At 68.3% G+C, this 20382-nt stretch carries 24 protein-coding genes; 15 read left to right on the top strand and 9 right to left on the bottom strand.

Going from position 1 to position 20382, the window contains the following annotated elements:
- Window positions 1-17: 17 nt before the first annotated feature.
- Both AB8735_RS31855 and AB8735_RS31850 read right to left on the bottom strand, forming a co-directional pair.
- Window positions 18-626 carry an NADPH-dependent F420 reductase gene (locus tag AB8735_RS31855; RefSeq protein ID WP_372411100.1) on the bottom strand — a complete coding sequence of 203 codons (609 nt, stop codon included), beginning with the start codon at window positions 624-626 and terminating at the stop codon, window positions 18-20.
- Window positions 627-699: 73 nt separating this feature from the next.
- Entirely contained in the window at window positions 700-1188 is a 489-nt protein-coding gene (locus tag AB8735_RS31850; RefSeq protein WP_344023434.1) for a hypothetical protein, read from the bottom strand.
- Window positions 1189-1361: 173 nt separating this feature from the next.
- On the opposite strand from AB8735_RS31850, the gene AB8735_RS31845 reads away from it, so the two are divergent.
- On the top strand, window positions 1362-2258 hold the full coding sequence (locus AB8735_RS31845; protein WP_372411099.1) for a TIGR03620 family F420-dependent LLM class oxidoreductase: 897 nt from the start codon (window positions 1362-1364) through the stop codon (window positions 2256-2258).
- Here the strand turns inward: AB8735_RS31845 and AB8735_RS31840 are convergent.
- The gene (locus AB8735_RS31840; RefSeq protein ID WP_372411098.1) at window positions 2242-2520 is read right to left on the bottom strand and encodes a DUF397 domain-containing protein; all 279 of its coding nucleotides are present in this window, start codon (window positions 2518-2520) and stop codon (window positions 2242-2244) included. The two genes, AB8735_RS31845 and AB8735_RS31840, sit on opposite strands and share 17 nt — an antisense overlap.
- On the bottom strand, window positions 2423-3352 hold the full coding sequence (locus AB8735_RS31835; RefSeq protein ID WP_372411096.1) for a Scr1 family TA system antitoxin-like transcriptional regulator: 930 nt from the start codon (window positions 3350-3352) through the stop codon (window positions 2423-2425). The genes AB8735_RS31840 and AB8735_RS31835 overlap by 98 nt, the downstream gene beginning before the upstream one ends.
- A gap of 173 nt (window positions 3353-3525) precedes the next feature.
- Here AB8735_RS31835 and AB8735_RS31830 point away from each other — a divergent pair, with 173 nt between their 5' ends.
- Window positions 3526-3774: a hypothetical protein gene (locus AB8735_RS31830; RefSeq protein WP_344023428.1), complete on the top strand. Its 249-nt coding sequence runs from the start codon at window positions 3526-3528 to the stop codon at window positions 3772-3774.
- Complete coding sequence (locus AB8735_RS31825; RefSeq protein ID WP_372411094.1) at window positions 3771-3950, top strand: hypothetical protein; 180 nt, start codon at window positions 3771-3773, stop codon at window positions 3948-3950. The genes AB8735_RS31830 and AB8735_RS31825 overlap by 4 nt, the downstream gene beginning before the upstream one ends.
- A 354-nt stretch (window positions 3951-4304) precedes the next feature.
- Here the strand turns inward: AB8735_RS31825 and AB8735_RS31820 are convergent, their stop codons facing one another.
- Window positions 4305-4964, bottom strand: a complete 660-nt coding sequence (locus AB8735_RS31820; protein WP_372411093.1) for a pentapeptide repeat-containing protein — start codon at window positions 4962-4964, stop codon at window positions 4305-4307.
- Window positions 4965-5329: 365 nt separating this feature from the next.
- On the bottom strand, window positions 5330-6388 hold the full coding sequence (locus AB8735_RS31815) for a LacI family DNA-binding transcriptional regulator (protein WP_372411091.1): 1059 nt from the start codon (window positions 6386-6388) through the stop codon (window positions 5330-5332).
- A 105-nt stretch (window positions 6389-6493) separates the two neighbouring features.
- Between AB8735_RS31815 and AB8735_RS31810 the strand changes: the two genes are divergently transcribed.
- From AB8735_RS31810 to AB8735_RS31795, 4 genes are read left to right on the top strand one after another with little or no spacing between them, the layout of a single operon-like run.
- Window positions 6494-7807 carry an ABC transporter substrate-binding protein gene (locus AB8735_RS31810; protein WP_372411090.1) on the top strand — a complete coding sequence of 438 codons (1314 nt, stop codon included), beginning with the start codon at window positions 6494-6496 and terminating at the stop codon, window positions 7805-7807.
- 9 nt (window positions 7808-7816) lie between these two features.
- Window positions 7817-8704 (top strand): carbohydrate ABC transporter permease, encoded by an 888-nt coding sequence (locus tag AB8735_RS31805; RefSeq protein WP_372411089.1) that lies wholly within the window; start codon window positions 7817-7819, stop codon window positions 8702-8704.
- On the top strand, window positions 8701-9522 hold the full coding sequence (locus tag AB8735_RS31800; RefSeq protein ID WP_372411087.1) for a carbohydrate ABC transporter permease: 822 nt from the start codon (window positions 8701-8703) through the stop codon (window positions 9520-9522). The genes AB8735_RS31805 and AB8735_RS31800 overlap by 4 nt, the downstream gene beginning before the upstream one ends.
- A 14-nt stretch (window positions 9523-9536) precedes the next feature.
- Complete coding sequence (locus AB8735_RS31795; RefSeq protein ID WP_372411086.1) at window positions 9537-10772, top strand: glycosyl hydrolase; 1236 nt, start codon at window positions 9537-9539, stop codon at window positions 10770-10772.
- A gap of 81 nt (window positions 10773-10853) precedes the next feature.
- Here the strand turns inward: AB8735_RS31795 and AB8735_RS31790 are convergent, their stop codons facing one another.
- Complete coding sequence (locus AB8735_RS31790; protein ID WP_372406756.1) at window positions 10854-12191, bottom strand: IS630 family transposase; 1338 nt, start codon at window positions 12189-12191, stop codon at window positions 10854-10856.
- A gap of 126 nt (window positions 12192-12317) precedes the next feature.
- Here AB8735_RS31790 and AB8735_RS31785 point away from each other — a divergent pair, with 126 nt between their 5' ends.
- The 4 genes from AB8735_RS31785 (at window position 12318) to AB8735_RS31770 (ending at window position 17213) form a co-directional block, all read left to right on the top strand.
- Complete coding sequence (locus AB8735_RS31785) at window positions 12318-14036, top strand: recombinase family protein (protein WP_372411084.1); 1719 nt, start codon at window positions 12318-12320, stop codon at window positions 14034-14036.
- A 773-nt stretch (window positions 14037-14809) separates the two neighbouring features.
- On the top strand, window positions 14810-15274 hold the full coding sequence (locus AB8735_RS31780) for a hypothetical protein (protein ID WP_372411082.1): 465 nt from the start codon (window positions 14810-14812) through the stop codon (window positions 15272-15274).
- A gap of 36 nt (window positions 15275-15310) precedes the next feature.
- The gene (locus AB8735_RS31775) at window positions 15311-16153 is read left to right on the top strand and encodes a phage major capsid protein (RefSeq protein ID WP_372411081.1); all 843 of its coding nucleotides are present in this window, start codon (window positions 15311-15313) and stop codon (window positions 16151-16153) included.
- A gap of 562 nt (window positions 16154-16715) precedes the next feature.
- On the top strand, window positions 16716-17213 hold the full coding sequence (locus AB8735_RS31770) for a phage terminase small subunit P27 family (RefSeq protein ID WP_372411080.1): 498 nt from the start codon (window positions 16716-16718) through the stop codon (window positions 17211-17213).
- Window positions 17214-17314: 101 nt separating this feature from the next.
- Here the strand turns inward: AB8735_RS31770 and AB8735_RS31765 are convergent, their stop codons facing one another.
- A complete protein-coding gene (locus AB8735_RS31765; RefSeq protein ID WP_372411079.1) occupies window positions 17315-17518 on the bottom strand; it encodes a DUF397 domain-containing protein in 204 nt (67 codons plus the stop codon).
- Window positions 17515-18333 (bottom strand): helix-turn-helix domain-containing protein, encoded by an 819-nt coding sequence (locus AB8735_RS31760; protein ID WP_372411077.1) that lies wholly within the window; start codon window positions 18331-18333, stop codon window positions 17515-17517. The genes AB8735_RS31765 and AB8735_RS31760 overlap by 4 nt, the downstream gene beginning before the upstream one ends.
- Before the next feature lie 134 nt (window positions 18334-18467).
- On the opposite strand from AB8735_RS31760, the gene AB8735_RS31755 reads away from it, so the two are divergent.
- The 4 genes from AB8735_RS31755 (at window position 18468) to AB8735_RS31740 (ending at window position 20377) form a co-directional block, all read left to right on the top strand.
- A complete protein-coding gene (locus AB8735_RS31755) occupies window positions 18468-18671 on the top strand; it encodes a hypothetical protein (RefSeq protein WP_372411076.1) in 204 nt (67 codons plus the stop codon).
- Between the two features lie 32 nt (window positions 18672-18703).
- Window positions 18704-18853, top strand: coding sequence for a hypothetical protein (locus AB8735_RS31750; protein ID WP_372411074.1), 150 nt, complete (start codon window positions 18704-18706; stop codon window positions 18851-18853).
- Window positions 18850-19035, top strand: coding sequence for a hypothetical protein (locus tag AB8735_RS31745; protein WP_372411073.1), 186 nt, complete (start codon window positions 18850-18852; stop codon window positions 19033-19035). The genes AB8735_RS31750 and AB8735_RS31745 overlap by 4 nt, the downstream gene beginning before the upstream one ends.
- A 553-nt stretch (window positions 19036-19588) precedes the next feature.
- Window positions 19589-20377, top strand: coding sequence for a phosphotransferase (locus AB8735_RS31740; protein ID WP_372411071.1), 789 nt, complete (start codon window positions 19589-19591; stop codon window positions 20375-20377).
- Window positions 20378-20382 lie beyond the last annotated feature (5 nt).

Below are 20382 nucleotides of genomic sequence, written 5' to 3'. Positions count from 1 at the left end.
GGGGTACCGCGGGGGTGTCAGAGGGCGATCAGCGCGGTGTGCGGGCCGCTCAGCGGGCCGCCCGTCTCGAAGAGGGCACCGCCTTCGGCGAGCGGTCCGGTGCCGACCGCCTGGAAGCCGGAACTGTCGGCCAGCTCGGCGACCTTCCGTTTGGCTTCGGGGTCGTCGCCGGCCAGGAGGACGACACGGCGGCCGCCGTCGACGGCGGGGTCCTGGGCGAGGGTCTGTGCGGGGTAGGTGTTGAAGCCCTTCACCAGGCGGGCTCCCGGCACGAGCGAGGCCACGACGTCACTGGTGCGACGGCCTCCGGTGTCGATGTGCTCCAGGCCGTTCGCCGTCTCCCGGCTGGGATTGACCGGGTCCAGCACGATCCGCCCGTCCCAGGAGGAGACCAGGGCCACCGCCCCCTCCTTCTGGTCCCACTGGACCGCCAGGACGACGACCTCCCCGAAGTCCGCCGCCTCCTGCGGCGTTCCCGCCGACGCCTTCTCCCCCAGCTCGTCCAGGAGTTGGGCGAGGGTCTGCGGACCACGGGAGTTCGCCAGCATCACTTGATGCCCGGCCCGGGTGAAGTGCCTTCCCAGAGCGGTGCCGACACGGCCGGCACCGATGATTCCCACTCTCATGGCCTCACCGTCGCACACGCTCCCGGCTCCCGCCCGCCCACGACGGACGGCGGAGTGACGGGGAGCGGGGCTCTTACCGGCTGCGGAAGAACGTGGCCGTCATATGGATCATCGTGCCCTTGGCGGGGTCGACGATGGTGTCGTACGCCCGGTGCTCGGCGAAGTCCTCCACCTGGGTGACGAACACGCCGGTCTTGGGCTCGTGCCAGGTCACGGCGTACTGGCAGGGCCGCAACCGGGTGCTGGTGTACGTGATGTCCTGCGTCAGGCCCTGGGTGGTCCCCGGCCCCTGGGTCACCTTGATCGTCGCCTGGGTCGTCGAGGCGAAGGCGATCGTGGCCACGAACGGACCAGGTCCGATGGGGGTGTTGCTGCCGAAGTCCAGGGTCCACGTCTGCCCGACCGCGGGGATCGTCGCGTCCTCGTACTCCCGCTCCCAGCCGCCGCAGTCCACGCCGCCGCGTGGCGCGGGGAGTTGCCCGGCTCCGGCCGGAAGGGCGCCGACGCAGCACAGGGCGAGGGTCAGGGGAACCACAGCGCATATGGATCGGGAAGTCTTCATGGAGGCTCCTTCGCCCCCCCCGGCGGCAGGACCGGCCGCACCGGTATTCCATCACGGCCTCCCACGCTCAGCGAGTCGGACGAGCGGCGCCCGCCACCGTCGGCGTGCCGCACGGCCCCGGCCGTCGGATCATGATGTCCGGGGCTCGGAGCGGAAGGCAGGCGAGAAAGACCATGGCACCCATCGAGGGACTCGGCCCGACCGGGATCTGGAGCATGCAGCTGCGCGCGGACGACGCCGACCAGGCCGGGGAGATCCGGGACGCGGCGGCGGAACTGGACGAGTTGGGGTTCACCGCCCTGTGGATCGGCGGCAGTCCGAGCCCCGCGCAGGCCGCACACGTCCTCGCGGCGACCCGACGCGCCGTCGTGGGCACCAGCATCCTGAGTATCTGGCAGCACGAGGCGGCGGACGTCGCCGCCCGGTACGCGGCGCTCGACACCGCCGCGCGGGAGCGCTTCGTCCTGGGGCTGGGCGTCAGCCACGCCAAGCTCGCCGCGCAGTACGCGCGTCCGTACTCGGCCATGCGGGACTACCTGGCCGCCCTGGACGACGCGCCCACGCCCGTACCGGCCGACCGGCGCGTCCTGGCCGCCCTCGGCCCCAAGATGCTCCACCTCGCCCGCGACCGCGCGGCCGGCGCCATCCCGTACCTCGCGACCGAGCAACACACCGCGGAAGCACGCGCGTTGCTCGGCGACGGCCCCTTCCTCGCGCCGGAGCTGCCCGTCGTCCTCGACACCGACCTGCCCCGCGCCCGGGAGACGGCCCGCGGGCACCTCCGCCCCTACCTGGGCCTGCCGAACTACACCGCGAACTTCGCCCGACTGGGCTTCACGGAGGACGACTTCACGGGCGGCGGCAGCGACCGCCTCATCGACACGCTCTTCGCCCTCGGCGACACCGGGCGGATCCGTGCGCGCGTCGAGAAGTACCTGGCGGCAGGGGCCGACCATGTCGCCGTGCAGGTCGTGGCGGACGGGCAGGACTTGGCCGTGCTGCGGCGGCAGTGGCGCGAGCTGGCGGGGGCACTTCCGCTCGAACGCGGCGCGGTTACGCCCCGGCCTTGAGGTAGGCCAGGAAGGCGGACCAGGAGGGGGCGGGTATGAGGAGGCCGGGGGCGTAGGGGCGTTTGCTGTCGCGGAGGGGGATGGTGGCGGGTAGGGACCTGGGGGCCCATTCGAGGCACATGCCTCCGTTCCCCTCGCTGTGGCTGGACTTGGCCCACTCCGACTCACTCCGGGTGGGGGCGATGGCGGATATGGATCCGGGAGCCCACTCGAGGCAGTCGCCGCCGTTTCCCGCGCTGTGACTCGACTTGATCCACTCCAAGCGGGACAGGTCGGGGATATTGCTCATGCCTACGGGCCTCCATGATGTTCCGGATAAGTGAAAGCGAGTCATCACATGACAAGGCGCCAGCACGTAGGTGCTCGTATGCCAACCGCGCATCGTTCACCTCTTCCGCCGAGGCAGTCACCTGGCCTCGCGTGTAGCTCTCTTCGTACAGGACATCGGTTCCATTCCGGCGGGTGATCACGCTGAAGGGGAAACCCCAAGCCGGAGCACCCGATCCGAACGGGAACACTTGGAGCGTGATGTTCGGTGACTCTGAGGCATCCGCCAGGAATCGCAGTTGATCTCGCATAACTGCGGGTCCCCCCAAACCGGACCACAGCACCGACTCGTAGAAGATCACCCACAGCCTCGGCGGGTTGGTGCGGTCGAACACTTCTCGGCGCCGCATGCGTTGGGCAACGCGCGCCTTGATCTGCTCTGTCGACTCCTGTGGGTGACAGGCGCGAAAGACAGCTTCCGCGTACTCGGGGGTCTGCAGAACGCCCTTGACGAACACGCTTGAGTAGTCGCAGATGGCGAGCGCCTCCCGCTCCAACTCCAGGTATGGGATGAACCAAACAGGACTCCCCGCATCCGCCGCCCTCTGCCGCATCCGTGCGTACACCCCCGGCGTCCCGAACACCCGGTCGCACTGCTCCGCGAACTGCGGGCTCGCCAGCTGCTGGCCCGTCTCGACCTTGCTGACGTACGGCTGCTGGAAGTGCATCTCATGAGCGAGCCGCTCCTGCGACCACCCACGGTCCCCGCGAGCGATCCTGATCTCCCTGCCGAACTCCACGGCAGGCGACACGCGCTCCTCGCCCATATGTTCAATTCCCCCATTCCACTGCGGACTTGGCATGCAAAATACCCTGGTCAGCGGCGCCGCGTGGCTGGAATCTGATCCTCCCCAGTTGATTCCCTCCCGACCCGGGCGGGACACCCAGAGGATCGAACATGCGAACAACGGGACCGGAGTTCCCCCGAGGTGCGTGGCTGATGGACACGCGGCGCGAAAAGGTCGGCCAAGTCATGGACAGGAACGGCCAGAACGTCTGGCTCCGGCCGCCCGGAGGAGGCCGCGAGTGGGAGGCCCGGGCCGAGGCGCTGCGCCTCGCCACTCCCGAGGAGCGGCACCGGTCGGGGGTGCACCCGCTCACCAAGCGTCGTTTCAGGGTGAGTTGGGTCGGCCCTTCCGTCGTGACGGAAGAAGAGGCCGCCGCCCCGGACCTCTGGGATAACTCATGATCCCGCTGCCCCACTCCAGCGGCCCGCCCGCCATGCCCGTCCCCATCGACGGCTGCGCCCTCTGCCGTCGGCTCGACACGGCGTGGAGATCCGCCCGCAGGGCCGGACTCGGCTCGTACGCCGAGAAGTTGGCGGCGGCCTACATCGCCCACCACGCCCGGCACACGCGGCATTGACGTCGTCCGGCTACCCCTTTCGCCTCGGGCCCTCCGGACCCAAAGACGGCCGGCTACGGAAGGGGAGGGCCCGGGCCGGCGTTCGAGTGCGGCCTGGACTCGCCCCAGGAGGGTCAGGCGCGACACTTGTTGACCATGTGGTCATTGAACGCTGAATTATGGAAGGTTAGGGCACGGCGCATCCCCTTCAATGACTACAACCTTCCGCTCACCGCCCTTCGGCTGCAGGGAGGCGGCGGCCGCGCCCGGCAACGGACGCCGGCCCCGCCCCCTCCCCCGCCGTAGCCCGCTTCTTTGGGCCCGGAGGGCCCGAGACGAGAGAGGCAGTCGCCTGACGGGCCGTCAGCTTGCCCGTCAGTCGTCCTTCACCGTGAGGCCGACGTACTGCGCCAGCGCGGGCGCCAGGTCGAACAGCTGGCCCGTGCTGATCATCGCGCCCTTGAGGCCCTCCAGCCCGGAGGCGATGCGCAGCGCGCCGGCCTCGCGCAGGTCGACCCTGTTCAGCGTGGCCCTGTCGAAGCGGACCCCGTCCAGGGTCGAGCCGGGGAACGTGACCCCGTTCAGCGTCGCCCCGCCGAAGTCCACGTCGCGCAGGAGGCAGTCGACGAAGGTCACGTCCCTCAGCAGGGTGGCGCGCAGGTTGACCGAGTCGAGCTTGCACTGATGGAAGACCGTTCGGTACATCTCGGCGCCGTGGATCTCGGTGCCGGCGAGGACGCCGCCGATGCACTCGCCGTCCAGCCATCGGCTCTCCGCGAGGTCGGTGCCGACCATCCGGATGTTGTGCAGCCAGACGTCGTCGAAGCGGGAGCGCCGGTAGCGGCCGCGGTTGAAGGTCACGGAGGAGAAGGCCGACTCGCTGAAGAGGGAGCTGCCGCCGTCCACGTCCTCGAAGACGGAGCCGTCGAAGTGAACCCATTCGTAGCTGCCCGCCCGCTCGATCTCGCCGGTGAAGGGTTCGAGGCGGTCCGCGAACGGCAGTCCGGCCAGATCTCGGGGGGCGCGGGGTCGCATGGGGGTGTTCCTTCCGGGACGGAGGGCCGTTGGGGGGGAGGACCTCATGCTGACGCCGCCCGCATGGTTTTGCCCAATCGGCGCGAGCGCGGAGAACGGCGCGGGAAACCGCTCGTCCGCCATTTCAAGGTAACCAAAAAAGCGAAGAAATGGGGCATATCACTCGACTGCGCCTGTGACCTTCGTCCGCCCCCGGACCCGGAGTCCGACGCCTCCGCATCCCGCCGAGCCGCCAAGGCGCCGATCAGCCAGGGGACTTGGCCCGATCCCGCTCCGGCGGGGCGGCCGGGAAGCACCCTGAAGGCCCGGTTCCCTGAAATTCATTCTCCGATTTCGCCCGCGTTCGCCGGATCCGGCGATCTTGCTCAGGATCCGTCCTGGAGAACGCCCGCCGTGCTCCCCCGCGGCTCCAGCCGGAGCGGATCGGCCAGGACGCAGACCGGCGGCGCGCCGTCCAGGAGGGCGAGGAGGTGCCGGGCCGCGCGGCGGCCGAACGCCGCCGTGTCCCGGGAGAGGGCCGTCAGGGGCGGGTGCGTGGCGCGGCAGAGGACCGAGTCGTCCCAGGCGACGATCGAGAGGTCGCCGGGGACGGACAGGCCGCGGCGACCGGCTGCCGCCAGACCGGCCACGGCCATCACGTCGTTGTCGTAGACGAGCGCGGTGGGCGGGTGCGGGGCGGCGAGGACCCGGTGGGTGGCCTCGGCGCCCTGGGCGTCGGAGTAGTCGGTGATCACCGAGGCGGTGTGGCGCAGGCACCGGCGGTCGGCCTCGGCGCGCAGCGAGGCGATGCGGCGGCGGGTGTGTGCGAGGCCGGGCAGCCCGGCGATGTGGGTGATGCGGCGGTGGCCGAGCGCGTGGAGGTGGCCGACGACGGCGGCCATGGCGGCCGCGTCGTCCGCCCAGAGGGTGGAGATCGCGGCCCCGGTCGGCGGCAGCGGGCCGGCCGGAGCACCGACGATCACGGCCGGGAGGCCGAGGGCGGCCAGCAGTTCGTAACGGGGGTCGTCCTCGCGCGGGTCGACGACGAGAACGCCGTCCACCCTCCGCTCGGCCCACCAGCGGCGGTGGACGGCGCACTCGGCGCGGACGTCCTCCACCACCTGGAAGAGGAGCCCGAAGGAGCGCTCGGCCAGGGCCTCTTGGATGCCCGAGACGAGCTGGAGGAAGAACGACTCGACGCCGAGGGTGCGGGCGGGGCGGGCGAGGACCAGGCCGACGGTGGCCGTGCCCTCCCCGGACAGGGCGCGGGCGGCCGTGCTGGGCCGCCAGCCGAGCTGTTCGGCGACGCGGCGGACCCGCTCGCGCGTCGTGGCCGAGACGCCGGGGCGGCCGTTGAGGGCGAAGGAGACCGCGCTCTCGGAGACACCCGCGCGGCGCGCGATGTCCTTGATCGTCGGACGGCGGGCGGGGAGGCGGCGCGTCATATGCTCCTCCTCCCCGGTCCGGTCCGATCCCCCAACAAGCTAAAGCGCATTAGTTCCTGACGGAAGTATTGACGCAACTCCCTTGCCGGGTGCACCTTTTCGGGCATGGCATTGTCCCGTGGAACGGCCCTCGCCACCGTGCCGCTACTGGCTGCCGCCCTCGTCCTGACGGCCGCCTGCGGTGCGGACGGAGGCGGTGGCGGTGGCAGCGGATCGAGCGCCGACGGAAAGCCGGAAGGAAAGATCACTTTCCAGACCTGGAATCTGCGCGCGAAGTACAAGGACTACTTCGAGGGCCTGGTACGGGACTTCGAGAAGCAGCAGCCCGGCGTCACGGTGACCTGGCTGGACCAGCCCGCCGACAACTACGCGGACAAGCTGAGCGCCGATGCGGCGGGCGGCACGCTGCCGGACGTCGTCAACGTCTCCCCGGACCTCTCCTACCCGCTGGCCAGGGCGGGGATGCTGGTCAACCTCGACGAGGAGAAGGCCACGGCGCGGTACAAGGGCGAGTACACGCCGGAGGCGTGGGCGGGCAACGTCCTCCCGGGGCCGGGGCCGGTCGGTTCGTACGCCTTCCCGTGGTATCTCAACACCGGCCCGCTCTTCTACAACAAGAAGCTCTTCTCCGAATCCGGGCTGGATCCCGAGAAGCCGCCGAGGACCTACGACGAGTTGTTCGGCGCGGCGGAGGCCATGGCCCGGGCGTCCGGCGGCAAGGTCGCCACCCTGGCGGGCACCCCGTCCATCGAGGACTTCGGCCGGTACGGCGTCCGGCTGATGGACGACAAGGCCACCGCATTCACCTACAACGAGCCCAAGGGCGTCGAACTGCTCGGCAAGTACAAGGAGCTCTACGACCACGGCGGGCTCGATCCGCAGGCGCTCACCAACACCCCGGAGAAAGTCGGCCAGAAATTCTTGGAACAGCGGGTGGCCATGAATCCCGGCAGCGCCCTCGACCTGGCGAACTTCAAGAAGAACGCGCCGGGTCTGTACCGCAGTCTCGGTATCACCGACGCGCCGAACAACACCGGGAAGCCCAATATGTATGTGATGGGACTCGGCATCAGCGCACGGAGCAAGCACAAGGCGGCGGCCGTCGCCTTCGCGCACTTCGTGACCGAGCGCAGGAACCAGGAGGAGTTCGCCCACCGGGTGGCCGTCTTCCCCAGCACCAAGGGCTCGTTGGACACCCCGTACTGGACGAAGGACGACGGCACGGACGAGGGCCGGGTGCGCGTCGCCTCGGCGAAGATGCTGAAGGGCGCGGTCAATTACACCCCCGTGGTGATGAGCGACGAGATGAAGACCGTGCTGAAGAACGAGGTCGCCAAGGCGCTCCAGGGCAAGAAGTCGCCGCAGCGGGCGCTGGACGATGCCGTGGCGCGCAGCAACGAACTCCTGCGGCAGGGCTGACGGTTCGCCGTGGCCGGACACGTCCGCATCCACCGGGCCGTCAGCCCCTGGCTGTTCCTCCTGCCGGGCCTCGCGGTGGTGACCGCCTTCACCCTCTACCCCTTCCTCACCACCGTCCACCACGCGTTCACCGACGCCCGTACGCTCGACCCCGGCGGGTGGGTCGGGCTCCGGAACTTCCGCGACATGCTGCACGACGAGCAGTTCTGGGTGGCGCTGCGCAACAGCGGGCTGTACGTGCTCGTCGTCGTGCCGTTCGCGGTGCTGCTGCCGCTGCTGCTCGCGCTGCTGGTGGAGAAGCGGCTGCCGGGCGTGGCGTTCTTCCGGTCCGCCTTCTACACGCCCGTCGTCGCCTCCGTCGTCGTGGTGGCGCTCATCTGGGGCTGGATGCTCGACGACCGGGGGCTGGTCAACGGGATGCTGGGGGTGCTCGGCGCGGGACCCGTGCACTTCCTCGGCGACCAATGGCTGCTGCTGTTCAGCGCGATGGCGCTGACGGTGTGGAAGGGCCTCGGCTACTACATGGTCGTCTATCTGGCCGCCCTCGCGAACGTCCCGCGCGAGCTGCACGAGGCCGCCGCCGTGGACGGCGCGGGCGCCCTGCGCCGCTTCGTCAGCGTCACCGTCCTGGCCGTGCGCTCCACCATGGTGCTGGTGGGCGCCCTGTCGTCGGTCGCGGCGTTCAAGGTCTTCTCCGAGGTCTATCTGCTGGCCGGTCCCACCGGCGGGCCGGCCGGGGCCGACACCACCCTGGTCATGCTCGTCCAGCGGACCGGCACCGGTCTCAACGGGCGCGTCGGCTACGCCTCGGCGATCTCGCTGGTCGTCTTCGTCGTCGCGCTGCTGCTGATGCTGCTGGTCCTGCGGGCCAACCGGAAGGAGGACGAGGGCCGATGAGGCGCCGGGAGGCGGTCCTGCGGTACGCACTGATGCTCGTCGTACTGGCCGTCGCCGTCGGCCCGTTCCTCTGGCAGCTCTCCACTTCCCTGAAAGGCGCGACGGAGGACGTCTACACCTCTCCGCCGCGCTTCCTGCCCGAGCACCCGACCGGCGGCAACTACACCGAGGTCGCGGACGTCATCCCGGTCTGGGACTACGCGCTGAACTCGCTGAAGGTCGCGGCGGCGAGCGTCGTCACCAATCTCGTCGGCGCGTCGACGGCCGGGTACGCGCTGGCCCGGCTGCGGTTCCGGGGCCGGCGGGCGGCGGGGCTCGCCTTCGTGGCGGCGCTGCTCGTCCCGCTGGAGTCCGTGATCATCGCGCAGTTGACGATGGTGCGGGATCTCGGGCTGGGCAACACCCTCGTCGCCGTCGTCCTGCCCGGTGCGGTGGGCGCGCTCAACGTCCTGCTGATGCGCAACGCGTTCGCGAACGTCCCGTACGAGCTGGAGGAGGCCGCGATCATCGACGGCGCGAACGTGTGGCAGCGCTTCACCCGGATCGCGCTGCCCTCGGTGCGCGGGACGCTCGCGGTCGTCGCGATCTTCGCGTTCATGGGCGCGTGGGACGACTTCCTGTGGCCGCTGATCGTGCTCTCGGACTCCGACCGCTTCACCCTGACCGTCGGCCTCAACTTCCTGCACGGCACGTTCCAGCAGAACCCGCGGCTCGTCGCCGCCGGGACCGTCATCGCGGTCGCCCCGCTCCTGGTGATGTTCGCCGTCCTCCAGCGGTACTTCTTCCGCGGGGTCGGGGAGGGCGCCCTCAAGGGCTGAGAGGACTTTCGCTCATGACCGTGCGCTTCGGCGTCAACTACACCCCCCGGCAAGGATGGTTCCACCACTGGCTCGACTTCGATCTCGACGAGGTCCGCGCCGATTTCGACGACATCGCGTCGCTCGGGCTGGACCATGTGCGGGTGTTCCCGCTCTGGCCGGTCTTCCAGCCCAACCGGACGCTCATCCGGCCGCGCGCCGTCGAGCAGCTCGTGCGGCTCGTGGACGCGGCGGCCGAACGCGGGCTGGACGTGGCGGTGGACGGGCTCCAGGGCCATCTGTCGAGCTTCGACTTCCTGCCGTCCTGGGTGACCACCTGGCACCGGCGCAACCTCTTCACCGACCCCGACGTCGTCGAGGCCCAGGCCCGCTATCTGGCCGAGCTGGCAGGCGCGTTGGCCGAACGGCCCCACTTCCTCGGCATGACGGTCGGGAACGAATTCAACCAGTTCTCCGGCGACCCGCATCCCGATCCGGACCGGGTGGACGCCCGGGAGGCGGGGAGCTGGGCGCGGCGGATGATCGAGGCCTGCGACGCCGCCGCCCCCGGGCGGGCGCACCTGCACGCCTCGTACGACGCGGCCTGGTACGACGGCACGCACCCCTTCACCCCCGCGCACGCCGCCCGCATCGGGGCCATGACCGCGGTGCACTCCTGGGTGTTCAACGGCACGGCGCAGCGGCACGGTTCGGACGGGGCGGCGACGGGGCTGCACGCGGCGTACCTCGTCGAGCTGTCCAAGGCGTGGGCGACGGATCCGGCGCGGCCGGTGTGGCTGCAGGAGGTGGGCGCTCCCGCGCCGTTCGTCCCGCCGGAGCGGGCGGCGTCCTTCGCTCGGACGACGCTGCTGAACGTGCTGGACTGCGAGGGGCTTTGGGGGGTGACGTGGTGGTGCTCGCATGATGTGGACCGGGCGTTGGCGGACTTCCCGGAGCTGGAGTACGAGTTGGGGTTGTTCACGCAGGGGAGGAAGGTGAAGCCGGTGGGGGAGGCGGTGGCGGGGGTGGCTCGGGATTCCCTTCCGGCTGCCGCGCCGCGGCGGACGGCGCTGGTCGTGGACGCGGGGGATGTGGTCAGCGCGCCGCTGCGGCCGATGTTGGCGCCTGGGGGTGCGTATTTTGAGGCGTGGATGCGGCTTGCGTCGGACGGGGCGCGCCCTGCGGTGGTGCTGGCGCAACGGGTGGGGGAGGCGGGGCATTTGGTGGGGCGGGGGGTTGAGGAGGTGGTGACGGTGGAGCAGGTGTTGTAGGTGGTTGATTGTGCCCCGGTCCCGCCCTTTCACCGAAGCTCCAGACTAGTGTGATGCGCCAGAAATCAGAGGCGTAAGTGGCTAGGGAGTCTTGGTGTCGGGCGGGGCGATCTTCGCGAGGTAGTCCGCGAGCGAGTTGAGGATCTCGTCGGCGGTCTTGGTCCAGGTGAAGGGCCGTGGGTTCTCGTTCCACGTCTCGATCCATGCCCTGATGTCGTCTTCCAGGGCCTTCACAGAGCGGTGGACACCGCGGCGGATGAGTTTGTCGGTCAGCAGGCCGAACCACCGCTCCACTTGGTTGAGCCAGGAGGAACCGGTGGGGGTGAAGTGCACGTGGAAGCGGGGATGCCGGCCCAGCCACGTCCTGATCTCGGGGGTGTTGTGGGTGGCGTAGTTGTCGCATACCAGGTGCACATCGAGTTCGCGCGGCACTGCCTTGTCGATCGTGACCAGGAACTTCTTGAACTCGATGGCCCGGTGACGGCGGTGGAGTTCCGATATGACGGTGCCGTCGGCGATGTTGAAGGCGGCGAACAGGCTGGTGATGCCGTGCCGGAAGTAGTCGTGGGTACGCCGCTCGGGCATCCCCGGCATCATCGGCAGGACCGGCTGGGAACGGTCCAGAGCCTGGATCTGGCTCTTCTCGTCCACGCACAGCACTACCGCCTTCTCGGGCGGGTGGTGGTACAGGCCGACGACGTCGACGACCTTGGCGACGAACTGCGGGTCGGTGGAGAGCTTGAAGGTGTCCTGCAAGTGTGGCTTGAGATCGAACCGCTTCCAGATCCGCCCGACCGTCGACTTCGACAGGCCCGAGTGCTTCGCCATGGAGGCCCGCGACCAGTGCGTGTCCCGGCCGGGCGTGGACTCCAGCGTCGCCACGAGGACGTCCTCGACCTGGTCCAGCAGGATCGACGGCGGACGGCCCACGCGCGGCTCGTCCGCCAGTCCGTCCAGACGGCGGGCGATGAAGCGGGACCGCCAGCGGTTCACCGTCGCATGGGCAATGCCCAGCTCGGCGGCGACCTGCTTGTTCGTCCCGCCTTCCGCGCACCGCAGCACGATCTTCGCGCGCAGAGCGAGGTACTGCGCGGTCTTCGCCCGCCTCGCCCAGCGCGTCAGCTGGACATGCTCCTCGTCGGTCAGGACCAGTCCCGCCTTGCGCCGGCCCGGCCGCGGCGCGTCCGTCAGAGCATCCATCCGCCGCTCAGCGAACCGTGTTCGCCACTTGCGGACCGTGTCCGCCGTCACGCCGAGCTTCGCCGCCACACGCACGGTCGGCAGCCCCTCGGCGCAGGCCAGGACAATCCGCGCCCGTTCCGCCAGACGCGCCCCTGCCGCCCCGTCGGCCCACCGCGTCAGCTCCGTGAACTCCTCAGCGGACAACACAATTTCAACAGCACGAGGCCCTGGTGACATGAGAAAACCCTAGCCACTTACGCCTCTGATTTCTGGCGCATCACACTAGGTGTTCTGGAGTGATCACACGTGGCGGCATCGTCGCAGGTCATAGAGGTTGGGCAAGGTCCGCTCCCCACAGAGGGCATGGAAAATACCCATGCTCTCCCCGGGATCCTCTCCTCTGAGACCCTGCGCGGGGTCCGCTGCATCCGTCTGTCGGTGTGGACCGACGAGACGACGAGCCCGGAGCGGCAGCGCGAAGCGGCCGATCTTGCCGCTGCCGCTCTCGGCATCCACTTCGGCGACGGAGATGACCTCCGTGAAGCCGTAGACCTTGACGTGTCGGCGTCGAAGATCAGCCCGTTCGACCGTCCGCAGCTCGGCATGTGGCTGTCCCTGCCCGACACCTTCGACGCCCTGGTGTTCTGGCGCTTCGACCGGGCTATCCGGTCCATGGCGGATATGCACGAGCTTGCGAAGTGGGCCAAGGCTCACCGCAAGATCCTTGTGTTCGCCGAAGGGGTCGGCGGGGGCCGTCTGATCTTCGACTTCCGCAACCCCATGGACCCCATGGCCGAGCTGCAAATGGTCATGCTCGCGTTCGCGGCACAGGTCGAAGCCCAGAACATCAAAGAACGCGTCACCGGCGCACAGGCAGCCATGCGCACGATGCCCCTGCGGTGGCGCGGTGGCGGTCAGGCCCCGTACGGCTACATGCCCGCTCCCATGCCTGCGAAGCACGGCGGGTCCGGCTGGACGCTCGTCCCCGATCCCGAGGCCGTCAAGGTCATCAAGCGCATCGTTTCGATGCTGATCGAGGGCAAGACGCCCAAGATCATCGCGCAGACCCTCAACGCGGAGGGGGTGCTGTCCCCCAACGAGCATTGGGCAGCGCTCAAGCGGAAGCTCAAGCACGGCGATGACGCCGACCAGGCCGCCACCACCGGGCGCCGCAGGAAGCGCACCACCCCCGCGCAGTGGCGTGCGACCACCATCACGCGCATGCTCCGGCGGGAAACGCTGCTCGGATGGAAGATGCACCAGGGCAAGCCCGTCCGGGACGCCGAGGGCAACCCCGTCATGATCACCACGACGCCGGTCCTGACCCGTGAGGAGTTCGACCAGATCGGCGCACTGTTGGCGCCCAAGGACGGCGGGCAGCGACGCGCCCCCGAACGCAAGGACTCCGCATCCTTGCTGCTGCGGGTCATCCACTGTTCCGGGTGCGGCCACCGCATGTATCTCAAGCGGCACAAGAACGTCTACGAGTGCGACTCCTACAGCCAGGGGACCCCTTGCCCGGAGCCGTCCACCATCCGCGCCGACTGGGTGGACGAGTACGTCACCGCCGAGTTCCTGCGGCTCGTCGGCCCCGTCCCGTTCACCCGCACCCGCGAGATACCCGGCTACGACCCCCAACCCGAAATCGACGCCACCACGGCAGAGTTCCACGAGCACCAGGAACAGAAGGGACGGCAGCGCTCCAAGGCAGCCAAGGCCGAGTGGCAGCGCAGGGCGGACGCCCTTGACGCACGGCTCGCCGAACTGGAGACGCGCGAGAAGACGGAGCCGCAGCGCATCGTCATCCCCACCGGCCGCACCTACGCCGACGACTGGACGGACGCCGACACCATCGGGCGCCGGACGATGCTCATAGAGGCCGGGGCACGGCTGACGGTCCGCCGGGGCAGCCGGGCCGGATGGCGCCGACTCGACACACGCCGCGTGAACTTCACGGTCAAGGGTGACCTTGACCCCACCATCGAAGAGGCCATGAGCAACGCCGATGCCGTCCAGCGGGAGAACCAGCCCGAACACCTGCCCGCCCCGGGCGCCCGCACGCGCCTCACGCAAGCCGCTTGACGGCGCATCAGGCCCTTCGTGGAGCCTCGGATGCCCCTTTGGTCGTCCGGGCTTCCGCGCGCCCGTACACGACCGATTGAGGCTCCGTACCGAGGGCTCGGCCGGTCGGCAGGACAGCAGGAAGATCCTGGCGGACTGACGTTTCTATCTATGTTTTTTGATGCACTAGAAAAAACCTAAGAGAAAACAAACCAGCACCCTCAAACGTCAGACCGCCAGGGGCTGGCCTCGGGCAAGGTCTGCTCCCCACCAAACCCGGGAGAGGGACTGACCCCGCCCGCCGGGGCCCCGGGCAAGGTTTGCTCCCCACTACATCCGGGAGAGAAGCCGCTCCACTCCGCTCGCTGAACGGCACGGGCAAGGCTTGCTCCCTACTACATCCGGAAGCAAGACCAGCCGCTGCCGCCCCGCCGGGGGCGCGGGCAAGGTCTGCTCCCTACTACTTCCGAGACCGGGTTACCGCGCGCCCACCCCGAGGGGGCATCCGGCGGTCTGAGTGCCCGTGTCTCGGAACAGCGTTCCTCGCGCATCACGCGCCCTGCGTTACTCGGGGTGGTCTGCGGAGGTCCGGGGAGCGCGCGGGGGCCGTACCGCCCATCAGTAACCCGCCCTTCGGGGCGCGCCGAACGGGGTTGAAGCCGTACGGCCCCCCAACGTCGCCCGCAGTAAGTAGATCCCTCTCCGCATGGAGGGGGATTTCTTGATATCCGAAGCCAATCGGGAGGAGCATCGCCCCCACGCGGCACACCTGTTGGTCGGGGCGGCAACTAGCCATGGACAACACCGAGAACGCCCGCACTGACGACGCACCACAGCAGACCACCGGAGAAGCCGCCACGCCGCCCGCTGAAAGCCCCGTGGCCGACCCCGGGCAGTCTGCGCCCAATGACGACCGTACGGCGCTCGAAGAGGCGCACAGCCGCTTGGAGGCGGCACAGAAGCGCATTGACGCGATGCTGTCGCGGGAGATTGAGCATCAGGTCAAGCAACGGCTTGAGGTGCCCTCTGATCTCTTCGACTTGGGAAAGCATGAAGTCGCCGATCTGCTGGACGACTCGGGAGACGTGGACAGCGAAAAGATTAAGACCGCCATTGACGCGCTGTTGAAGGCTCGTCCCAATCTCGCGGCGCAGGGGATGCGATGGCCTGATGTCGGGGTCGGACGCGGGACCTATGACGACGACGATGACGACGACACGCCCGACTGGAACACCGCCCTTCGAGGACGCACCCGCTAACACGGTCCGACACACCCGAAAGGAATAGAAGAGCACGTGAGCATCTACACGAACACGACCGGCGCGCAGAGCATCCTGCCCGACGAGTACGGGGCGTTGGTCGAGAAGCCCGTCAAGGAACTCTCGCTCGCCATGCAGGTCGGAACCGTCGTCCACACGGGCAGTACGCGGTACCGGGTCCCGCTGCTCGCCTCTGACGTCACCGTGGGAGCCGTTGCCGAGGGCGCGGAAATTACCCCGTCTGACGTCAAGTTCGACGAAATCGTAGTGACCCCGGCCAAGTTTGCGGGACTGACCATCATCAGCCGCGAGATGGCCGAGGACAGTTCCCCGTCCGCCGGTGAGCAGGTGGGCCGTTCCATCGCCCGGCAGATAGCCAACAGCGTGGACAACGCCCTGTTGAACGCGCTTGCCGCGCCGAACCCGTCCGGTCTCGCATCGCTCGCCGGGATATCGAAGGTGACAGCGCCCGTCGCCTACAAGGATCTCGACCCGCTGGAAGAGGCCCTGTCGCTGTCCGAGGCTGCGGGCGGGAACATCACGGCATGGGTGACCGACGCGGCAACGGCGCTGGAGCTTGCCAAGCTGAAGGACCAGGCGAACTCGAACCGAAGCCTGCTGAACTCCGACATGACCGCCGACGGGCGACGGCAGATCCTCGGCCGCCCCGTGTTCGTGTCGCCGTATGCCCCGGCCGATGTGGTCTACGGCATCAGCCGGGACGACATGCTCACCATCGTCCGCGACGGCACACGACTGGACGTAGACAAGTCCGTCCACTTCACCAGCGACCGCGTGGCGGTCAGGGGCACCATGCGTATCGGGTTCGCGTTCCCTGTTGAGGCTGCGCACGTCCGAATCCAGAACGCAGCCAAGTAGCCGTAGAGAGCCGGGGGTTCACAATGAGCCCCCGGCTTTGGACAGGAACCCCCATGCCGAGGAAACCCCCTACCCCTTGCACTGTCCCCGGCTGCCCGGAACTGACAGCCGGCGGACGCTGCCCGACGCACCAACGACAGGCAACCAAACTTCGGGAGACACCAGGAACGGGCGCGTACGGGAAACAGTGGCCGAAGGTCCGCAAGCGATTCCTGTACGCCCATCCCTGGTGCGTGCTGTGCGGTAAGCAAGCGACCGTTGCCGACCATTTTCCGGAGTCGCGGCGTTCGCTGCTGGCTCGTGGCGTCTCTGATCCGGATGCATGGTCGCGTCTGCGTCCGCTGTGCACGTCGTGCCACAACCGCGAGACAGCAAAACACCAACCTGGTGGTTGGGCTGCCGAGCGAGCCAAGCCGCAGCGGTCGTGACAGTCCGATCCGACCAGGGCCCGTCCCCCTATCCGCTCTGAGATTTCACGAGAGGGAGGCAAGAAACTCGCGCCGGGGCTGTGGGCGTTATTGGCGGCCCCAACGAAAGGACCATGGCATGAAGAGGAGGCTGCATGGCTGACAGATACCGGCCGACACCCGCATTTCAGCGGGTCCGCGAGGGCAATCCCTCAAAGACTGCGATCAAAGAAGGCGTGATCGTGCCGCGCGCAGTCCTCACGGAACCGGACTGGTCCGAGGTGTTCAAGTCCTCGCCGGATCCGGCCGTCGAAGCGGCGAACGCCCGGTGCCGGGACATGGCTTCGGAGGAGTGGCGACGCGTCGTCCCCGTCCTGGAGGTCACGGCCGGTATCGGCGAGGTAGACCACGCGACCGTCAAGGATCTGTGCGTGTGCGTCGCCCGTATCGACCAGGCCGAGCGGGACCTGTCCGAGCGCGGGTTGATGGTGACCGCCGAGCGAGGGACGGTGAAGAACGGCGCGGCCACCATTGCAGCACAGTACCGAACCCAACTCTCCCGCTATATACGCGAGTTGGGGCTATCGCCGAGTTCCCGTACCGCCATCACTGCACCAGATCCCGAGGACGACGAGTCGGATATATGGGACTGAGTGCCCGCACTACCGAGCCCCGCTAGCCCATACTCCTGGGTTAGCGGGGCTTCGTTGCGTTCAAGAGTGAGACGCCCCGGTCCACTGGTGACAGCCCGAGGCTACAGGGCGTGCGCCCCGGCTTTGACGGTCGCCACGAACGCGGACCAGGCGGACGGCGAGACCGCAAACGTGGGGCCATCGGGGCGCTTGCTGTCGCGAACAGGAGTGGAGATCACGGGACCTATGCCCACTTCTACGCAGTCCCCACCGTTAGTGCTGTAACTGCTCTTGCGCCACGTGACGGGCAGCCTGCTCGGGTTCATGGGCCTAGCTCCTTCAAATGCTCGTGAATCAAGACAACGGAGTCCGCAGGTGACAGCGCCACCGCCCGGAGAAGATCATAGGCTCGGGCCCCATCGGTCACTTCACGCGCTTCGAGCGCCAACCTCCCCTGGGAGAAACCATCCACGAAGAGGACGTCATCGCCGTCGTCGAACCCTAGAAGGGTGAAGGGGCCTGCTAGACCCGGGTGCGCGGTGACCCGCCGAGGGATGACCTGCACGACGTTCCGAGGATCCGTCGCAGCGTCCAAGAGGCGTTGGAGTTGCGCACGCATCACACCCTGACCTCCTATGTGCCGCAGCAATACTGGCTCGTCCATGACAAACCAGCACGCCGGCGGCGTCTCCCTTTCGAAGACGCCTTGTCGGGACATTCGTGCCGCGACCAGGTCCTCTAGGTTGACTGCGCGTACGGCATCCAGCATCGCTCTTGCGTACCCCTCCGTCTGAAGGAGTCCGGGGATGATCTGGGCCTGAAACGACCGGATGGATGTCGCCTCATGTTCCAGTTCAACAAAGGGCAGAAACCATGAGGGGTACGCAAAGGTGAGTACCAACGGATGGAGGCGCCGAAAGTGCCCGCCAGTGCTGAACACTTCATCCAGAGCGTGAGCAAGCTCCTTGGAGGGCACGCGTTGAGCGTTCTCCACCTTACTGATCATGGACTGTGTGCTGAGTGCCCGCCGTGCTACCTCCTGTTGGGACAACCCTGCCTCATTGCGAAGCCGAGTGAGCTCTGCGCCGAAGAACGCGAGGAGTGATCGCGTCGGGTCCGGGGCCTCACTTGATTCAGGCATGCGTTCGATTCCTCCTATGACCGTCGCCGTGTCATGGATTTCTGTCTAGCGACCGCGCGCGCCGGGAGCAAATCTTGGTGTCACAACGGGAGTTGCCCGATCCGAATGGTCGGGACACGTGGAGGCTCGAACAAGTGACTTACAGGCGGGGCAAGTTGTTGAAGGACGCCGAGACGGACCGGTTGGGGCTCGTCGTCAAGGACCACGGTGGCAAGGTCACGTTGCGCGGCGTGGGCGAGGAGTCGGGTGAAGAGTGGACGTGTCCGAAGTACCGGCTCATGGAGCCGAGTTCGACGGATCGTCGGGGCCTCGGGCTCCCCACGGGGGCCGCGCCGTGATCCCCTTGCCGCACAGCAGCGGACCCCCGGCCATGCCGACCCCGGTCAAGGGCTGCGCGATCTGCACCCGGCTCGACAGCGCATGGCGAGCCGCGCGGGCGAGGGGCGACCAGGCATCGGCGGAGAAGTTCGCGGGCGCGTACGTCAAGCACCACAGGTCCCGGCACCCGGGGGCGTGGTGACCACCGGAACGAGTGATCAGCAGCCGCAGGTTCAGTACGTCTGGGACCTGAGTTGCGACGACTGCTACAAGATCCTTGCAGTCCTCAGCGCGGCGCGACTTCTCGGCCTGACCGAAATCGCGGCATGCGCAAGGGTGTTGCTGAACGAGCACCGCAAACGCGACCACGGGGAGCAGGGATGAGGTCCGGTCCGCTCATCCTCGCCCTGGTCCTCGTCGCCGTCGGGGTCGTCGCCCTGGTGACGCTGCTTGCGCTCGTCCTCTAGACCCCTAGACCCCTGTCGCTCTGTGTCTCCTTTCCGCAGAGAGACAGGCGCTCGCCGGCTTTGGCCATGGGAACGGCGAGCACCCCGCCCGGTCACGCAACCTCCGATGCACGGAGGACCGGGCAAGCCCGTCCGGCCGCAACCTCCGATGCGCCGGAGGGCCGGACGGGCACCGCGACTCCGTCCCGCCGGGTGACAGCCGGTCCTCGGCGGGACGCGAACGACCCCCGCCCGGTCGCACGCCCCCGTGAAGCGGAGATGGCCGGGCGGGTCAGCAAGTGCAACAGAACTCAACACAAAGGGAGTTCGCTATGTGGCACACGTTGAGCAACGACGAATGCGACCACGATTGGGTGCAGTGGAGCGGAGCCACCCGCTGCCGTAAGTGCGGCGAGACACAGTAGTAACGCCGAGAGCAGGAAGGGGTGCCGGTCACGCGGTGCCCCTTCCCAGCGTTGAAGGGAGAACCTGTGATCGAACGAGTCGGCTGGGAAGAGCTCCCCGCCGAACTGCGCAACGCAGTGGAGGAACGTGCGGGGCGGGTAACCGGATCGGAGATCGTCGCCGAAGGGCTCAACTGCGCCACCGCCCTTGTCCTGACCACGGAACGCAGCGGACGCCTGTTCTTCAAGGGCGCTCGTGAAGCTGACGTTGCAGCCATCGCAGCACTCAACTGCGAGACCCGTATCAACGGCGCAGTGCAGGATGTCTGCCCTACGGTCCACCACCGCTTCCGGACCGGCGGGTGGTCCTGCCTCGCCTTCACGTTCATCGATGGCCGACACGCCGACCTCGGCCCCGGAACGAGCGATCTGCCAGCCGTGACATCCGCCCTAGAACGCATGCAGACGTTCAGTGGTTCAGCCTTCCCCGCCCCGCCCCTCGCCGACCGGTTCACGTCATACCTGCTGCCCGGTGAAGCCGAGTTCCTGAACGGAACCGCCTTGCTCCACACGGACACGAACCCGCACAACATCCTGATCAACAACCACGACGGCGTTGCCTATGTCGTGGACTGGGCCATGCCCGCGACCGGACCCGCGTGGGTGGACCCGGCGAGCACGTCCGTACGGCTCATGGAATGCGGTCAGGACCCTGCCGACGCGTTGGCGTGGCTTGGCAGGTTCACCAGTTGGCAGAACGCGGACCCGAAAGCGGTAGAGACCTTCGTGGGCGTCACATGCCGACGCTGGACAGCAAAGCTCGGCGAACAAGCCGCGCACCGGAGCAACACCAGGTATCGGCACCTGCTCGGCTAGGAGGG

Origin of the sequence: Streptomyces luteireticuli (genome assembly GCF_041519305.1) — a bacterium.
Classification (GTDB): Bacteria; Actinomycetota; Actinomycetes; order Streptomycetales; family Streptomycetaceae; genus Streptomyces; species Streptomyces luteireticuli.
The sequence above is the reverse complement of the archived record's forward strand: the minus strand, read 5'-3'. Positions and strand labels throughout refer to the sequence as shown.

Bases quoted from the DNA above. Each gene is read 5' to 3' on its own strand.
- AB8735_RS31855 (WP_372411100.1), bottom strand. From the start codon at position 626: ATGAGAGTGGGAATCATCGGTGCCGGCCGTGTCGGCACCGCTCTGGGA.
- AB8735_RS31850 (WP_344023434.1), bottom strand. From the start codon at position 1,188: ATGAAGACTTCCCGATCCATATGCGCTGTGGTTCCCCTGACCCTCGCC.
- AB8735_RS31845 (WP_372411099.1), top strand. From the start codon at position 1,362: ATGGCACCCATCGAGGGACTCGGCCCGACCGGGATCTGGAGCATGCAG.
- AB8735_RS31835 (WP_372411096.1), bottom strand. From the start codon at position 3,352: ATGGGCGAGGAGCGCGTGTCGCCTGCCGTGGAGTTCGGCAGGGAGATC.
- AB8735_RS31830 (WP_344023428.1), top strand. From the start codon at position 3,526: ATGGACACGCGGCGCGAAAAGGTCGGCCAAGTCATGGACAGGAACGGC.
- AB8735_RS31825 (WP_372411094.1), top strand. From the start codon at position 3,771: ATGATCCCGCTGCCCCACTCCAGCGGCCCGCCCGCCATGCCCGTCCCC.
- AB8735_RS31820 (WP_372411093.1), bottom strand. From the start codon at position 4,964: ATGCGACCCCGCGCCCCCCGAGATCTGGCCGGACTGCCGTTCGCGGAC.
- AB8735_RS31815 (WP_372411091.1), bottom strand. From the start codon at position 6,388: ATGACGCGCCGCCTCCCCGCCCGCCGTCCGACGATCAAGGACATCGCG.
- AB8735_RS31810 (WP_372411090.1), top strand. From the start codon at position 6,494: ATGGCATTGTCCCGTGGAACGGCCCTCGCCACCGTGCCGCTACTGGCT.
- AB8735_RS31800 (WP_372411087.1), top strand. From the start codon at position 8,701: ATGAGGCGCCGGGAGGCGGTCCTGCGGTACGCACTGATGCTCGTCGTA.
- AB8735_RS31795 (WP_372411086.1), top strand. From the start codon at position 9,537: ATGACCGTGCGCTTCGGCGTCAACTACACCCCCCGGCAAGGATGGTTC.
- AB8735_RS31790 (WP_372406756.1), bottom strand. From the start codon at position 12,191: ATGTCACCAGGGCCTCGTGCTGTTGAAATTGTGTTGTCCGCTGAGGAG.
- AB8735_RS31785 (WP_372411084.1), top strand. From the start codon at position 12,318: ATGGAAAATACCCATGCTCTCCCCGGGATCCTCTCCTCTGAGACCCTG.
- AB8735_RS31780 (WP_372411082.1), top strand. From the start codon at position 14,810: ATGGACAACACCGAGAACGCCCGCACTGACGACGCACCACAGCAGACC.
- AB8735_RS31770 (WP_372411080.1), top strand. From the start codon at position 16,716: ATGGCTGACAGATACCGGCCGACACCCGCATTTCAGCGGGTCCGCGAG.
- AB8735_RS31765 (WP_372411079.1), bottom strand. From the start codon at position 17,518: ATGAACCCGAGCAGGCTGCCCGTCACGTGGCGCAAGAGCAGTTACAGC.
- AB8735_RS31760 (WP_372411077.1), bottom strand. From the start codon at position 18,333: ATGCCTGAATCAAGTGAGGCCCCGGACCCGACGCGATCACTCCTCGCG.
- AB8735_RS31750 (WP_372411074.1), top strand. From the start codon at position 18,704: ATGCCGACCCCGGTCAAGGGCTGCGCGATCTGCACCCGGCTCGACAGC.